The sequence below is a fragment of the Clostridium sp. genome, assembly GCF_036660475.1.
Classification (GTDB): domain Bacteria; phylum Bacillota; class Clostridia; order Clostridiales; family Clostridiaceae; genus Clostridium_J.
In genome coordinates this window covers 50,595-66,632 of sequence record NZ_JAVXAO010000001.1, presented here as the reverse complement: position 1 = coordinate 66,632, position 16,038 = coordinate 50,595, and the positions used below count along the sequence as shown (strand labels likewise).

The window sequence follows — 16,038 nt, the reverse complement described above, 5'->3', positions numbered from 1 at the left end:
AATATTTGAAATTGGAATGCTCCTTTTAGTTATATATTAGAATTACTTGCCATTAATTTTAATAATTCTTCATTTGGCATAGGCCTTGCAAAGTAGAAACCTTGAGCTATATCACAACCCGCTAATTTTAAGAATTCAGCTTGGCCAGCTGTTTCTATTCCCTCGGATACCACAGTGAGGTTTAGGGATTTGGCTAGATTTATAATAGCGGTAGCTATATTTTTGCTTCTAGGGTCAGTTTCGATATCATCTAAAAATGTTTTGTCTAATTTTAAAATATCTATAGGAATTGATCTTAAGAAGCTAAGGGATGAATATCCTGTACCAAAATCATCCATTGAAATTTTAAATCCTAGATTTTTGAACTTTTCAACAATAACATTTGTAAATAACAAGTCGTTTATAGCTGCAGTTTCAGTAATTTCTATTTCTATCAAATTTATATCTACATTATATTTAAGTATAAGAGCGTCTAAAAATTCTATTAAATCGGTTTGATACAACTCAACTCTAGAAATATTTATAGAAACGGGCAATTTATTAAAGCCAGATTCTTGCCATTGAGTTAAGTTATTAAATACACTATCGAATACAAATCTGCCTATATCTATAATGAAGCCACTTTTTTCAGCCAGTGGAATAAAAGTAGCTGGGCTAATAAATCCAAGTGTAGGATGTTTCCATCGTATAAGAGCTTCAAGACCAACGATTTCATTAGTTGTAAGAGAAAATTTAGGTTGGTAGTAGACTTCAAACTGATTTTTAAGTAGAGCGACCTTCATTTCATTTACAAGATGTATTTCACTAGATAATACTTTTTTTATATTTTCATTAAAGAAGGCATAATGAATATGCTGATTACCTTTTATACTAGATCTTGCTATACTTGCGTTATTTAACATTTTATTTATATCGGTTTCAACGTTATCTACTAAATAAATACCGAGTGAAAGAACTATGTCGATATTCACATGGTTTTCAATTTCTACATCCGTTAGACTATTGTTAATAGTATTTATTAACTCTATAATTTCATTACTATGATTTTTATATTCTAAAAATATTGCAAAGTGGTCGTTTGAGAGTCTAGCATAGAGCTCATTATTTATAAGAATACCTTCTAAAGTAGTAGAAAGAAATTTTAGAACACTATTTCCAAATTCATATCCTAAGGTGTCATTAAAAAGTTTGAAGTTATCAATATCAAAATATATAAGAGCATATTTTTTAGAGTTAACATTTATAGATTTAGCGTTATAATCAATAATAAATTTATTATAATTAGATAAACCAGTAGTTTTATCAGTAAAGGCTAAATCATACATCAGTTTATTATTTTTCATTTGATTAAAGTATAGGCTTATTATGATACATAAAAATATAAAAATTAGTATAACAGATAATAATAATACTTGATTCATGATTTGCTTAGAATTATCAAAAAATACATCAGTGGGTATAATAGATATTAAACTCCAATTTTCTGTACCGTCTATGGGTGAGTAGCCTATATATGTATCAATATTATTAAACATTAACCTGGTTACACCAGAAGCATTATTGCTGAGATCTGTCCTGAAGTTATCAACATAATTGTGATGAAAATTTTTCATCGAGCTTAAAATGTTTAATGTGCTTGTACTTTGATTAGGGTTTAAAATAATATCACCCTTATTATTAATAATATATGAATATCCTTGGTTGTCAAAGAAGGATAATGAAGTTTTCGATGATAGTTGTTCCATTGAGTTTGATATAAATAAAACTCCAGTAATTTTTCCGTCAAAAATTATAGGGACAGAGCAAACAACAATATGTTTATTTAAGTCAGTTTTATCAACTAATAAATCTGCAATGGTTTCATTTCCTTTTAAGGCATTTATAAAATAATCTCTATCGCCAATATAAGCTTCTGTACCATCACTTAGTATAGCGTTGCCCTCTAAATCAGCGTAGCCGATACCAGTGCAATTAAGTCTATTTGCTTCAAGATTAAGTCTTTTGAGTTTATCAGATAGGGGTATATCAGGATAAGCCATAAATTCATTAGAAATAATTTTAAGAGTATCTAAGTCGTTCTCAAAATCTTTTTCAATTAGATTTGAACCTTTTTTAGTGACTTCTTCCAAACTGAATTTAGCTTCTATATTTAGCATTTTCCATGTATTGTGAATATGAAATGCACTTAATAGAGAAAGTATAAATAGGAACAAGATAAAGATTAAGCTGAATTTGAAGATATTTCTATTGGTTTTAGGCATGTAATTCCCCCCGCTTCGAAATTAGTTAAGTAATAATCTATATTAGCGATACAAGTTAATGTTTACGCATATGAATTTTAAGATAATAAAGGATATAATTAATCTTTATTATTACAAGGTATCAGTAAATTATTGATAATATATATATTTTTTACTATATCATAGAATGAAATAATTGTGTAAACAATATTTAAAGTTATACTATGGATTTTCTACAAAATTTGACTGTTATATATTATAATAATATATATTTTGAAATAAATTATAACTGAATTAAAAATATTTTAGCATATAATGAAAACGACGTAAAACACAATAAGAAATATTGCGAAATATAATATGAAATAACGTATAATATGATTTTAAAGGGAAGGAAATATAAAAAAATGAGTGTCTCTAAATTAAAATAATTTAGGGACACTCTTTATTATTTGAAGTTATATGTGAAGTTTTTTCTATTAAACCATGTGTTGTGTTTGTGAAATTTGGGAGGTAAGCTATGTATATTTATAGATACATAGCACCAATAGTATCAGCAAATTTCTTAAAGCCATCTATTCCATGAGGAGTTTGTTTGAATACCCCTGCATCTTCAAGAACTCTAACAAATTTATTTCCAATGTTAATCTCAATAAATCTATTAATTTCAACATCAGAGTTATATTTTTCTTTAAGTTCTATAGCCCAAGGTTTATGATAGGCGACAATTTTAGAAAAATTCTCTTCAGCAGTTTTATCATTACAAAGAATAAAGTTTTTAATATCCTCTAGTTCTGTTTTTAATCTACCAGGAAGAATTGCTAGACCCATAACTTCTATAAGTCCGATATTTTCCTTCTTAATATGTTGAACATCTTTATGAGGATGGAAGATTCCATCAGGGAAATCTTTAGTAGTTCTATTATTTCTAAGAGCTAAGTCCATAATATAATACTCATCTTCTTTACGACAAATTGGAGTGATTGCATTGTGAGGATTACCTTCTGTAGAGGCAAGGATATGATGATCTTCATCACTATAATTTTGCCAGGCATCAAAGATATAACCTCCACATTCCACAAGATCATCTACATTTTTGCATCTTAATCTAAGCGTGGATAAGGGCCATTGTAGAGCAGTTATCTCAATATTGTCGTATTTTTTGAGTTTAAAGGAGAATAGGTTTTTAGCTCTATTCATAGGAAATATATAATTTCCGCCTTGATAATGTTCATGGGCAAGGATTGAACCGCCAACAATAGGAAGCCCTGCGTTAGAACCCAGGAAGTAGTGTGGGAAAACCTCTACGAAGGACAATAATGTTTTAAAGGTTTCCTTACTTACATGCATTGGTTCGTGTTCATCAAGGAGAACGATACAATGTTCATTGTAATATACATAAGGAGAATATTGTAGTCTCCAAGCTTTATTGTTTATATCTAATGAAATAGTTCTATGGTTACCTCGATCTGGATGAGTAATGGTACCATCATAGCCTTCATTCTCTCTACATAGCAGGCATTTAGGATAGTTTCCACGGACAACATTTTTTTCAAGGGCAATTTGCTTAGAATCTTTTTCTGGTTTAGATAAATTTATTGTAATATCAATATCACCGTAGATAGAAGGTGTCTTAAAAAAAGCATTTTTAGCGATTCTATCCATCTTAATATAATTTGAGTTTTTACTTAGATTATAAAAATAGTCAGTAGCAGCAGCAGGTGAATTTTTATACAGTCCCTTAAAGTTTTTATTTATAACAGAAGGCTTATCTAGAAAGCAATTCATCAGATTGCTAGAAAAGATATCTTTTTCATGTAAATAGTCATTGATTATACCATTATCCACAGCTATACCTGTTAATTGTTCTAAAGTTTCAGAGAAGTTTGTGGATAACTTTGAAATTTCTGAATAGTTACACTCGTTAAAAGCAGATAGAAGTCTATTTCTAACATATATTTCATCTAAGGGTTCTATAAGCTTATTATCTATGGAAATTTCGATTAGTCTATTAATTAGTGAATAAAGTAAATTCATGGTGTACCTCCAATTGTGTATTTAAAATTTATATTATATCTAATAGGGCTGTAATACTACAATATTTTCATAGGTGAGAGCATTAGAGCATATATGACCCTGGATTAGTTCAGCTAAATTGAGTAATCGGTAAAACGCAACTCAATAAAACGAAGCTCAATAAGTAATACTTTAACTTATTGAACTAGGACCTTCAGAAGTTGAAGCAATATAAAATGAAGCTTTATATCCAATTTCATTCTCATATATAATTCCTACATTTTCTACAAATTTATCGATATGATTATTATCTACAAGTGCTATAGCACAGCCGCCAAAGCCAGCACCAGTCATACGAGAACCGAGAACGCCAGCTTGTTTTAAAGCTGCAGATACTAAGGTGTCAAGCTCTATGCCTGTTACTTCATAATCATCTCTCAGAGAAATATGAGATTCAGTCATTAATTTTCCAAATTTATTTAAGTCTTGATTTTTAAGAGCAATCATAGCAAGTTTAACTCTTTCATTCTCAGCTACAGCATGATGAGCTCTTTTTATTTCAATTTCATTATTTATAGTTGATTTTATTGTCCTGAAATCCTTAAGGGATAATTCACAAAGTGCATTTATATCTTTAATAGCTTTAAGCTTTTCAAGGGCTGATTCACATTGACTTCTTCTTTCATTATACTTTGAATCAGCAAGTTCTCTTCTTTTATTCGTATTCATTATAACAATACTCTCATTTTTAAAGTTTAGCTCTGCGTAGTTATAATTTAAAGTATTGCAATCAAGCTCAATGGCATTATGTTTTTTGCCAAGGGAAATAGCAAATTGATCCATGATTCCACTATTAACTCCGATATAATTATTTTCAACTCTTTTACCAAGGAGAGCTAAATCAACCTTGCTCATATTTAATTGGAAAGAATCTATAAGGATTTTTCCAATAAGCATTTCAAGGGATGCAGAAGACGAGAGTCCAGCTCCATTTGGAAGAGTTCCATAAATTAATATATCAAAGCCTTTATTAATATTATGCCCAGCTTCTTTAAATTCTTTTAGGACTCCTTTTACATAATTAACCCAACCATGATTTTCATTATATGACAAATCATTTATAGAAAACTCTAAAATACCGGTTTGATCAAAGTTTAATGAATAAGCTCTGATAGTTTCAGTTTCATTTAGATTAATAACACCATAGGTACCGAGAGTAATGGCACAAGGAAATACTAAACCACCATTATAGTCAATATGTTCCCCAATTAGATTTACTCTGCCAGGACTAAAAAATACACCTTGGCCCTTTTCATTAAATATTTCTTCAAATTTGTTTGTAACCGTTGATATTATATCCACATGTATCCCCACCTTAAATTTATATGATGTTTAGCCGTATAACACTAAAAGCTTGTATAATATAGGTATAACGGCGGAAATGACTCTAGGTTCTTCTAATAATCAGAATGCAGTAAGGTGTTTTCTTAATCAAACTCCACATGAATATAAGAATTATTAGATGTCTATATCTTAATTATAAATATTTAGTGAAAATAATCAATTATTTTAGTAAAATAAATATAGAGTGGGATTTGAAATTTGAAATTTAAAATTTAAAATTTAGGATTTAGGATTTAGGATTTAGAATTCATTATTCAAGATGAGGGGAAGAATCAGTAATGAATTTTAAAATGATGAAATAGGTGAGGGGTTTATATGAAAATATCAGTAGGTGAATTTAATAAAGGGGATAGAAGTTTTGACATATACACATTGGTTAATGATAACAATATGGTTGTAGAGATTTTGTCTTTAGGTGGCGTTATAACTAAGATACTCACAGGGGATAAGGATGGTAACTTTGAAAATATAGTTTTATCATATGAAAATTATGAAGATTATTATGAAAATGATAGTTATCTTGGAGCTATTGTAGGAAGGACAGCTGGGCGAATTGGGGGCGGAGAAATAATAATTGAAGGTGAGAAAATAGTATTAACTAAAAATAATAATGGGAACACACTTCATGGTGGTGAAACTGGGCTTCATGATATAAAATGGAAGGGCGAAGTGGTGGAAACTGAGGATACTGTTGGAGTAAAATTAAGATGTTTAAGTGCACATGGAGAAGGTGGTTATCCTGGTAATGTTAATTTGGAAGTTTATTATAGTTTGAATAATAAAAATGAACTTTCAATAGGCTATTTTGGGACTACGGATAAAAATACATTATTAAATTTAACTAATCACTCCTATTTTAATTTATCTGGGAATGGAAAAAGAGATATACTAAATCATGTACTTATAATAAATAGTGATAAGATTGCTGAAATGGATGAGAAGTCTATAGTTACAGGAAGATTACTAGATGTTAAGGAAACGCCCTTTAATTTTAATATTAGAAAAGAAATTGGAAGGGATATAGATGAAACTAAGGATATTCAGATTATTAGAGGTAGTGGCTATGACCATTGTTGGATTCTAAATAAAAATCAGGATACTGGGGTGTATTTCAAGGATGAAGAGTCAGGGAGAGCTATGGAGGTCATAACAGACACTGAAGCTGTAGTTTTCTACTCTATGAATTTTCCAACAGAAAAATTATTGAGTGGGGGGACAAGAGCAAAACCGAGAATGGCAGGTTGTTTTGAAACACAAAGTGTGCCAATAGGATACAATGGTGAGTTCAAAGAAGCTTCGATTTTAAAACCAGGAGAAGAATATAGGAGGACTACCATACTTAAATTTAGCTAGAATAAATGCAAAGGGGTGAGTATTATAGCAACAATAAAAGAAGTTGCAGCCATGGCAGGGGTTTCAATGACAACAGTTTCAAGGGTTTTAAATTTTGATGAGGGATTGAATGTATCCCCAGACACGAAAAAGAAAATTTTTGAGGTGGCAGAGAAGCTTAAATATGTGTCAGGTAAGCAAAAGAGGGCTAAGGAAAAATATTTTAATATAGGAATAGTTAATTGGTATACTGAAGGTGATGAAATTAGAGATCCATATTTTTTGTCTATAAGGATGGCTGTAGAAGGAAAATGTAATGAAGAAAATATTAATTTTACATATATAAATTTTAATAGGGATAAACAATATAAAGATATAGATGGAATAGTTGCCATAGGTAAGTTTGGTGAGGAAGAAATTCAAAATATAAGAAGAGTATCAGATAAAATAGTATTTATAGACTCTTCACCTAGTGAGTTAGAATATGACTCTGTAGTAATAGACTATGAAGGTGGAGTTACAAGGGCATTAAGTCATTTATATGATGAAGGACATAGAAACATAGGGTTTATAGGTGGCGAAGAGTATGTAAGCAATGGCAAAGAAAAGATAATTGATCAAAGAGAGAAAACCTATAAGAAATTCATGGAATCCATTAATAATTTAAAGGACAGCAATATATATTTGGGAGAGTTTTTACCAGAACATGGGTATAAACTTATGAAAATGGCAATGGAAGAAAAAGAGATTCCAACAGCCTTTTTTATAGCTAGTGATCCCATGGCTATAGGTGCATATAGAGCAGCTTTAGAGAGCGGCTATAAAATCCCTGAGGATATAAGTATTATAGGCTTTGATGATATATATACATCTCAGTTCTTAACACCAGCATTAACAACCGTAAAAGTGTATACAGATTTTATGGGAAAGGTTGCTGTGGAAACCTTAATGGGAAGATTAAAATGTGGAAGTGAAGTATGCAGAAAAGTTGTAATTCCAACAAAGCTAATAGTGAGAGAAAGTACAAAAAAGCTTTAGGGTGATATTGCAGAAAAATTTCTTTTATATTAATCCATAGAAATGATTAACGCATAGATAAGTGTTAATAAAAAAAGGATGCATTTTAATGATCTTTAGATCATAGAAAATGCATTCCTGTATTTTTAAGTGACTTGTTATTAAACAAGAGCTCATTACGTTTTTCGTGAGAAAAATAACTAGGATTAATCATAGTTAATTTATTATATATAGATAATAGCTTACAACTATCAATGTCATTTAGAGCTTGAAGGGAACGCAGATAAACCTCTTCAAGTTTATTGCGATCTTTTAAGGCTACATAGGCATCTTCCAGTAAAGTATAGCCTTTAAATAAGTATTCTTTATCTCCATATTCATTGGCTAAGATTATACCTTTTTCTAGTAGTTCTATAGCCTCAGAATATAGATTTCTTTTAATATAAACTTTCGATTTATCTATAAGGGAACGACATAATGTAGAGATATCTAAAGAATTCTTAATGGAAATGGATTTGTTAAAAAAATTAAGAGAACAATCTAAATCATTTATATCTAGATAAATTAATCCAAGGTTATTATAGATAATACCTGATAATGGACTAATGGTAGGATTAAATTTATTTAATGTTTCAGTATAAAGCTCGATAGCTGTATGATATTCATTTTTTTCAATATAGCAATTAGCCTTTAGTATAATATGGTCAATATATTTATCAAAATCATGGGTTAAATCAGATAGGTCTAAAAGTTTATCAATATATATAATTGCATTATCAAATTCACCTAGTTTTTTATAGGTTAGTGCTAGATTAAAAATACAGTTACGAGTAAGATTAACATCATTAAAATCAATTACATAAGAGTAACATTTGCAAAGATAAGCTAAAGCTTCTTCATAGTGCAAGGTAAGAATTTTACATGCACCCATCCTATTATATATATAAATTTTATCCATCATACTAATATTATCATAAGAAGATAAGGCGTGGCTAAATTGTAAAAATGCATCATTAAATAAGTTTTTTTCATACAAAAGATTGCCTTTAAGGATATGAGCAGAAGATATTAAATCCGACATATTATATTTTTCGCAAATATCTATGATTTTATCAATCTCATTAGAAGTTAACTTCAAATTCAATTGGTCAGTGCAATAGATTCTAGCTTTATTTTCTTCAATTAACATAAAATTCTCACCATCCTGCTTTAGTATTTATACAATAATTCTGAACAATCGACAAATTATCCGGACATTATAGTTATATTTTACACTATATTGTATAATATTACAATAAATTTAATGTTGAATAGGTATAGTTATTTTAAATGCAAAAATAAAGAACTATTCTAATATGACGAATTTAAATGTCATTATTTAGAATAGTTCTATACTTAGGTCTAGTAATTAAAGGTTTGAGTTCATAAAACTAAGCGTTTTGAACTACTGGTGTAACTTCACCTCTAGGTTTTGGATCATCAGTACTACGCATAATTCCAAAGAATCCAGTTACAGCTAATATACAAATACATGCAACTATTCTAGTCATTTTCTTTTTCATTAATATCACCTCTTTTTATTTATTATTTATTTAAAGTTTTATAAGTATAGCAAAATAATTAATCAATAAACTTGCAGTATCATTTTGTAAACTCTTGAGCTTTAATTAAATATTCCCTACATTTTTCATAGTTTTCAGTATCGAGGTAGAGAACGGAAAGCTTAATGTATATATCAACTAACTTATCTGAATCAGTATCTTTAAGAATAGTTACTAAGTTCAAATAAATTTCTTGTAATTTTCTAGAATCATTTATATTTGAGTACAACTCAGCTAGTAACATATATCCTTTTAACATATATTCTTTATCGCCATATTTGATGGCTAGGGAGATACCATTTTTTAATAAATCTATAGCCTCATCATTAGAATTAAGTTTGACGTATACTGTTGATTTATTAATTAGGGAATGGGATAGTGTAGAAGTATCTTCAAACTGCCTGATATAAATAGACTTATCAAAGTAGTCTATTGCATTTTCAATTTCATTTATATCTGTATATATCAATCCTAGATTGTTGTATATATACCCAAGTGATGTCCCTAACTTACTGCCATATACATTTATAGCGTGATTATATATTTTTATGGCTGCAGTATATTCATTTTTACTAATATAACAATTAGCTTCTAAAATCATCATATCAATATAAATATCAAGGTTGTCATCTGCATTTAATATTGATAAGAGTTTATTTATATATAAAAGTGCATTATCAAATTCACCCATCTTTTTATAGGTAATAGCTATATTAAATATACAGTTTTGATAACTGATTTTATCGGTACCTTCATTTAAATGAAAATGACACTTGAAGAAATATGCTAGGGCTTCTTCGTAACATAGAGTTTGAAGCTTGCACTTTCCAAGTTTATTATATAGTTGAGCTTTAATAGTATCATCAGTATTGGAATCATAAAGCTCTAATGCATCATAATAAAATATAATTGCTTTATCAAATAGATTTTCAGAATATAATAAGTCTCCCTTTAGAAAATAAACAGTAGATAAAATATCAAACAATTTATATTTTTCACCAATAGATATAATCTGGTTAATTCCAGCTAAATCTAAATCAGATAATAATTTATCATTACAGTAGTTTAAAGCTTGCTCTTCTCTACTTAATACTAGGCTATCTTTATCAATATCAATATTAATATTCAAAGCAGTAGCTTTATTTTTTATAAATTCTACTAATTTTTCTAAAGTTTTTCCGGTAAGATTGCGCTTATCGCTTTCTACCATGCTTATGTAATTTCTAGAAACACCTATTTCTTCAAGCTCAATCTGTTTAATGTTTAATTTTTTTCTGAATATTTTTATCTTTTCGCCTGGGCTGAAGAAGTTCAAATGTTTTCATCTCCTTAGTTAGTATTAACATTATAGTATTAAGAAAATTCTAATAATGTTACTATAATTATATCTTATAGCATATTTTGTATAAATACAATAGATTTTAGAAAAAAGTAACAAAAACTTTGAAAAGGATAGTTACGTTTCGGGGTGCGAAGGTATTTGGAATATATAGTAGAGAATTAGAGTTGATTAATTGGGGTTTTATAATTGAGATGGGATAAAAAGTTAATATAATTCATTGAAATTTTATATTAGGAGTTAATAAAAAAATAAAAAATACCCTATGATGTGACTTAGTAAAAGTCTACTTCATAGGGCATCTTTTAGAGCTTATCTATAACTATTTATTTTTTATTTATCTTTAATAAATAGTTTTATTATTTCATTAACAACTAATGGTATTAAACTAAGAATTGTTACAAGTCCCCAGTCTGCTAGTGTTAGTGGTATTACATTAAATAAATTAGCAATTGGTGGTATATAAATAACTGCTACCTGTAAGCCTACTCCAAGGAGTATAGCATAAATTAAATACATGTTTGAGAAAATACCAATTTTGAATATTGATTTATCAGGACTTCTCATATTTAAAGCATGAACCAATTGAGTTCCGCTAAGAACTACAAAGGCTATAGTTTGAGCATGCATTAATGCTGTAGGGTTATTTGCTATATTTACAAGAGTAACACCTGTGTCACCATATTTCATAACTCCGTATACGAATCCTATAAGAGTTAGTGAACCAATTAAAACACCGTTAAATAGAAGAGTGAATAATGAGCCTTTGAAAAGACTGTCTTTTGGATTTCTTGGTTTATGCTTCATTACATCTTTATCACCAGGGTCTACACCAAGGGCAAGAGCTGGGAAGGAGTCTGTAATTAAGTTAACCCATAATATATGAGTTGCATTAAGTGGAGCTGCCCATCCAAATAGAATACCAAAGAATAGTGCAACAATTTCACCTGCATTACAAGAAATTAGGAATATTACAGATTTCTTTATATTGTTAAAGATATTTCTACCTTCTCCAATGGCTGCAACAATAGTAGAGAAGTTGTCATCGGTTAATACCATATCAGCAGCACCTTTAGCAACGTCTGTACCTGTAATACCCATGGCTACACCAATATCAGCAGCTTTTAGGGAAGGGGCATCATTAACACCATCACCAGTCATGGATACAATATTGCCCTTTGATTTAAAGGCTTTTACTATTCTAACTTTATGCTCTGGAGAAACCCTAGCAAAAACTCTTAGGTTGTCACATCTATTTGCAAGTTCCTCATCAGAAATATCATCTATTTCAGCACCGCTAGTAACCTGACTTATGTCTTCTGCGATTAGAAGTTCCTTTGCAATGGCAAAGGCAGTATTCTTATGGTCACCAGTAATCATTATAGTTTTTATTCCTGAAGTTTTACAAATTTCTATAGAATCTTTAACTTCAAGTCTAGGTGGGTCAATCATTCCTACAAGGCCAATGAAGGTTAATTCGTTTTCTAAGGTGTCAACTTCCACATGAGTTGAAGTAATTACCTTAAACGCAGAACCAAGAACTCTTATAGCGTCATTTGACATGTCGGTTGCCGCTTCTAAGAAGTTATTTTTAATGTCCTCAGTTAAAGGTACAATTTCACCGTTTATATAAGCAGAAGTACATAAAGGTATAAGATTATCAGTAGCACCTTTTGTCATTACATAGAACTTATCATCATAGGTGTTTACTGTAGTCATAAGTTTTCTATCGGAATCAAAAGGAATTTCGTCAACTCTTTTATGAGTATTATTTAAATCATCCTTATAGATTTCAAACATATTACCTACATCTAAAAGGGCTATCTCTGTTGGATCACCAGTTTTAGAACTAGCAGTGGATGTGGCATCATTACAAAGCACTATATTTTCAAGTAAAAGTTTATCGCTAGGTTTTTTTATGTCGAGAGTTGATGCCTCGTTTAATTTATTGTCTACAAAGAATTTAACTACTGTCATTTTGTTTTGAGTTAAAGTTCCAGTTTTATCTGAACAAATAATATTTACAGAACCTAAAGTTTCAACAGAAGGTAATTTTCTTATAATAGCATTCTGTTTTATCATCTTTTGAACACCTATAGCAAGAACTATAGTTACGATAGCTGCAAGACCTTCTGGAATTGCGGCAACGGCAAGACTGATAGAAATCATAAACATATCTGCCATTTCTCTACCTTGGAATAGTCCTACTGCAAACATTACAGCACATATAACAATAGCTGCAATCCCAAGAACTTTACCAAGCTGTTCAAGTTTCTTTTGTAGAGGGGTAAGTTCATTCTCACCTTCATCAAGCATTTTTGCTATCTTACCAATTTCAGTACTCATACCTGTGGCAACGGCAACACCTATACCTCTGCCATAGGTAGCTAAAGTAGACATAAATGCCATGTTCTTTTTATCCCCAAGAGATACTTTTTCATCTTGAATAACTAAAGAAGCATTCTTATCTACAGGAACAGATTCTCCTGTTAGAGCAGATTCTTCAACCTTAAGGTTGGCACTTTCTATAAGACGTATGTCACAAGGAATAAATCTACCTGCATCAATAACGATGATATCACCAGGAACAACCTCTTCAGAGGCAAGCTCTACAAGTTCACCATTACGTTTTACAATTGCCTTAGGCGTTGATAGCTCTTTTAAAGCATCAAGGGCCTTTTCAGCTTTAGATTCTTGAATCATTCCTACGGTTGCATTAACAAGAATAACAATACCTATAATTATTGCATCACTGAATTCTTTACCAACAACCACAGAAAGAATAGCAGCAACTATTAAAATATAAATTAGGATATCATTTAGTTGGGCAAAGAATAACTGAACTTTGGTTTTTCTCTTTTTGGAAGCAAGTTTGTTTAAACCATATTTAGCTTTCATTTCCTCAACTTGTGCTGTGGTTAATCCAGTAGTGGGATTGGTCTTAAATTTACTTATGACATCCTCACTAGAGTCATTAAAATACATAAAATCACCTCATAAAATTTTATTGTGGTTACACTTTAAATCTAAGATTTAGTTAGTGTATTTTACTAATTTATATAGATATATAGTCTAATTAAATTTATACATTTTATCTTTAATTTTAAATTATAAATTGTACACTTTTAATTAAAAATATATATATAATATTAACTAAAATATAAGCACATATGTATGTAAAATAAAAGACTCATATATAGCCAGTTATACTGCTATATATGAGTCTCATTATTTAATCCAAGACCAGACTGAAAAGCCAGGATGTTGATCTTGTCCTAGTGTTAAAAGCTAGTAATTACTCCCTCATATGGAACTTATACTTATAAATAAAATTATAAGCCACAATTTAGCTAAATGCAAGGGAAAATTAAATATATAACTGAAAATGTGAACAGTTAAAATCAAAAAGGATTAAAATATTGCAGGAACTATTCCATAAAATAGAATACCAAGTAATGCTGCAATAACAATGATAAGTATAGGATGTATTTTAGTTTTATATAGTAAGAAACCTATGATTACTGCTATTATTAAACTATTTAAATCTCTATAGGATTCAAAGCTAAGTGTTAAAAATACAGATATTATAAGTCCAATAAGTGCAGGTCTCATACCCTTAAGTGCATTACTTAAAATTTTAGAATTTTTGAATTTAGTAAAGAAATAATTGGCAAAGGATATAAGTATAAAGGATGTTGTAACAACTCCTAGAGTTGCAACTATACTTCCAATAAATCCAGCAGTTCGATAACCTACAAAGGTAGCAGAATTTATAGCAATTGGCCCAGGAGTCATTTGAGATATACCTATAATATCAACGAAATCTGAGTGGGAAATCCAAGCGTTGTTATCCACAATTTCCTTTTGAATTAAAGGAAGCATAGCATATCCACCACCAAAGCCAAAGGTTCCAACTTTTAAAAAGGCTAGATATAATTTTAATAATAACATTTATTTTTCCTCCTTTATATTAACTTGGGAGGTTGATTCATCATTAGGATTTTTAGAATCCGTTGAGTTTTGATTATCCTTATTTATAAATATTCCGTATATGGCAGCGAGAAGGATTATATAAACAGGATTTACATTTAAAAATACAGAAAGAACTATAGTTATTATAATAATAATGATATTTGTAGTAGTTTTTGAGAGAACCTTAGCGAGGCTATTGACCCCAACTAGAACAAGAAGTGGAACAGCTGCATTAATTCCCTTAAATATGAGTTCTATAACATATAGATCTCGAAATTTACTAAAAGCCATAGCAATTATTAGTATAATAATAAAGGAAGGAAGAGCAACCCCAAGGAGGCCTAGAACAGCACCTAAGGTTCCCCCTATTTTATAACCAATAAAGGTGCAACTATTTATAGCTAAGGCTCCGGGAAAACTTTGAGATATAGCAATTATATCTATAAACTCATCTTTAGATATCCAAGGGTGAGTTTCTACCACTTCTCTTTCGATAAGTGGAATCATAGCGTAGCCACCACCAAAAGTGAAGGCGCCTATTTTAAAGAAGGTAATAAACATGTCTAATAATTTTTTCATAATTTTCCTCCGAAGTATAATTTAACAATTAAAATAAAGAATCTATAGAAAAACCCCGTAAGTTTACTTATAATATAACTATATTGTAAGGGAGGGGTTAGTTTGGAAATATCAAAAGTTGGGAGAAGTACTCCAATAAAAAGAGAGGGAGTTCCAGTAAGTGGTAAACAAGACTTCTCTAAAAATTTTAATTTTGCTAGAGAACAAAAATCCGAAGAAGATTTAAAGAAAATGCTTAAAAATATAAAAGCTAAAGGTAGTAGACTTGTAATTTCTAAGTGCTATGCCGATGTAAGGGCTTATAAAAAAGAGATAAAAGAATACCTAGAATCTGTTCTTGCATTTATGTATTCAGTAAAAAAAGACATAAGTTTTTGGCAAACACAATACTTTGTAACAATTGAAACTGTAGATAACAAACTAGAAGAATTAACACAAATGTTACTAAATGAAGAAAGAGAAAATCTAGACATAGCAAGCACCATAGACGAAATATCAGGTCTAATAGTAGACATATATAAGTGACACTCCAAATTTT

The 16,038-nt window shown here is 29.8% G+C and carries 12 protein-coding genes; 3 read left to right on the top strand and 9 right to left on the bottom strand.

Annotation, left to right across the window (positions count from 1 at the left end; all coding sequences use genetic code 11):
* Positions 1 to 29: 29 nt before the first annotated feature.
* From RSA29_RS00255 to RSA29_RS00245, 3 genes are all read right to left on the bottom strand, one after another.
* Positions 30 to 2,261, bottom strand: a complete 2,232-nt coding sequence (locus tag RSA29_RS00255; protein WP_346941897.1) for an EAL domain-containing protein — start codon at positions 2,259 to 2,261, stop codon at positions 30 to 32.
* Positions 2,262 to 2,768: 507 nt separating this feature from the next.
* Positions 2,769 to 4,277 carry a UDP-glucose--hexose-1-phosphate uridylyltransferase gene (locus RSA29_RS00250; protein WP_346941898.1) on the bottom strand — a complete coding sequence of 503 codons (1,509 nt, stop codon included), beginning with the start codon at positions 4,275 to 4,277 and terminating at the stop codon, positions 2,769 to 2,771.
* A 171-nt stretch (positions 4,278 to 4,448) separates the two neighbouring features.
* Entirely contained in the window at positions 4,449 to 5,618 is a 1,170-nt protein-coding gene (locus tag RSA29_RS00245; protein ID WP_346941899.1) for a galactokinase, read from the bottom strand.
* Positions 5,619 to 5,975: 357 nt separating this feature from the next.
* Here RSA29_RS00245 and RSA29_RS00240 point away from each other — a divergent pair, with 357 nt between their 5' ends.
* Both RSA29_RS00240 and RSA29_RS00235 read left to right on the top strand, forming a co-directional pair.
* Positions 5,976 to 7,013, top strand: a complete 1,038-nt coding sequence (locus tag RSA29_RS00240; protein WP_346941900.1) for an aldose epimerase family protein — start codon at positions 5,976 to 5,978, stop codon at positions 7,011 to 7,013.
* A gap of 15 nt (positions 7,014 to 7,028) precedes the next feature.
* Entirely contained in the window at positions 7,029 to 8,030 is a 1,002-nt protein-coding gene (locus RSA29_RS00235) for a LacI family DNA-binding transcriptional regulator (protein WP_346941901.1), read from the top strand.
* 100 nt (positions 8,031 to 8,130) lie between these two features.
* On the opposite strand, the gene RSA29_RS00230 is transcribed toward RSA29_RS00235, so the two are convergent.
* From RSA29_RS00230 to RSA29_RS00205, 6 genes are all read right to left on the bottom strand, one after another.
* Positions 8,131 to 9,198, bottom strand: coding sequence for a hypothetical protein (locus RSA29_RS00230; protein ID WP_346941902.1), 1,068 nt, complete (start codon positions 9,196 to 9,198; stop codon positions 8,131 to 8,133).
* A 241-nt stretch (positions 9,199 to 9,439) separates the two neighbouring features.
* Entirely contained in the window at positions 9,440 to 9,571 is a 132-nt protein-coding gene (locus tag RSA29_RS00225; RefSeq protein WP_346941903.1) for a hypothetical protein, read from the bottom strand.
* 79 nt (positions 9,572 to 9,650) lie between these two features.
* On the bottom strand, positions 9,651 to 10,925 hold the full coding sequence (locus RSA29_RS00220) for a helix-turn-helix domain-containing protein (RefSeq protein ID WP_346941904.1): 1,275 nt from the start codon (positions 10,923 to 10,925) through the stop codon (positions 9,651 to 9,653).
* 357 nt (positions 10,926 to 11,282) lie between these two features.
* Positions 11,283 to 13,934: a cation-translocating P-type ATPase gene (locus RSA29_RS00215; RefSeq protein ID WP_346941905.1), complete on the bottom strand. Its 2,652-nt coding sequence runs from the start codon at positions 13,932 to 13,934 to the stop codon at positions 11,283 to 11,285.
* Between the two features lie 426 nt (positions 13,935 to 14,360).
* A complete protein-coding gene (locus tag RSA29_RS00210) occupies positions 14,361 to 14,900 on the bottom strand; it encodes a chromate transporter (RefSeq protein WP_346941906.1) in 540 nt (179 codons plus the stop codon).
* Positions 14,901 to 15,500, bottom strand: coding sequence for a chromate transporter (locus RSA29_RS00205; protein ID WP_346941907.1), 600 nt, complete (start codon positions 15,498 to 15,500; stop codon positions 14,901 to 14,903).
* Between the two features lie 102 nt (positions 15,501 to 15,602).
* On the opposite strand from RSA29_RS00205, the gene RSA29_RS00200 reads away from it, so the two are divergent.
* Positions 15,603 to 16,025 (top strand): YaaR family protein, encoded by a 423-nt coding sequence (locus RSA29_RS00200; protein ID WP_346941908.1) that lies wholly within the window; start codon positions 15,603 to 15,605, stop codon positions 16,023 to 16,025.
* The last annotated feature ends 13 nt before the right edge of the window (positions 16,026 to 16,038 follow it).

Bases quoted from the DNA above. Each gene is read 5' to 3' on its own strand.
- RSA29_RS00255 (WP_346941897.1), bottom strand. From the start codon at position 2,261: ATGCCTAAAACCAATAGAAATATCTTCAAATTCAGCTTAATCTTTATC.
- RSA29_RS00250 (WP_346941898.1), bottom strand. From the start codon at position 4,277: ATGAATTTACTTTATTCACTAATTAATAGACTAATCGAAATTTCCATA.
- RSA29_RS00240 (WP_346941900.1), top strand. From the start codon at position 5,976: ATGAAAATATCAGTAGGTGAATTTAATAAAGGGGATAGAAGTTTTGAC.
- RSA29_RS00230 (WP_346941902.1), bottom strand. From the start codon at position 9,198: ATGTTAATTGAAGAAAATAAAGCTAGAATCTATTGCACTGACCAATTG.
- RSA29_RS00225 (WP_346941903.1), bottom strand. From the start codon at position 9,571: ATGAAAAAGAAAATGACTAGAATAGTTGCATGTATTTGTATATTAGCT.
- RSA29_RS00215 (WP_346941905.1), bottom strand. From the start codon at position 13,934: ATGTATTTTAATGACTCTAGTGAGGATGTCATAAGTAAATTTAAGACC.
- RSA29_RS00210 (WP_346941906.1), bottom strand. From the start codon at position 14,900: ATGTTATTATTAAAATTATATCTAGCCTTTTTAAAAGTTGGAACCTTT.
- RSA29_RS00205 (WP_346941907.1), bottom strand. From the start codon at position 15,500: ATGAAAAAATTATTAGACATGTTTATTACCTTCTTTAAAATAGGCGCC.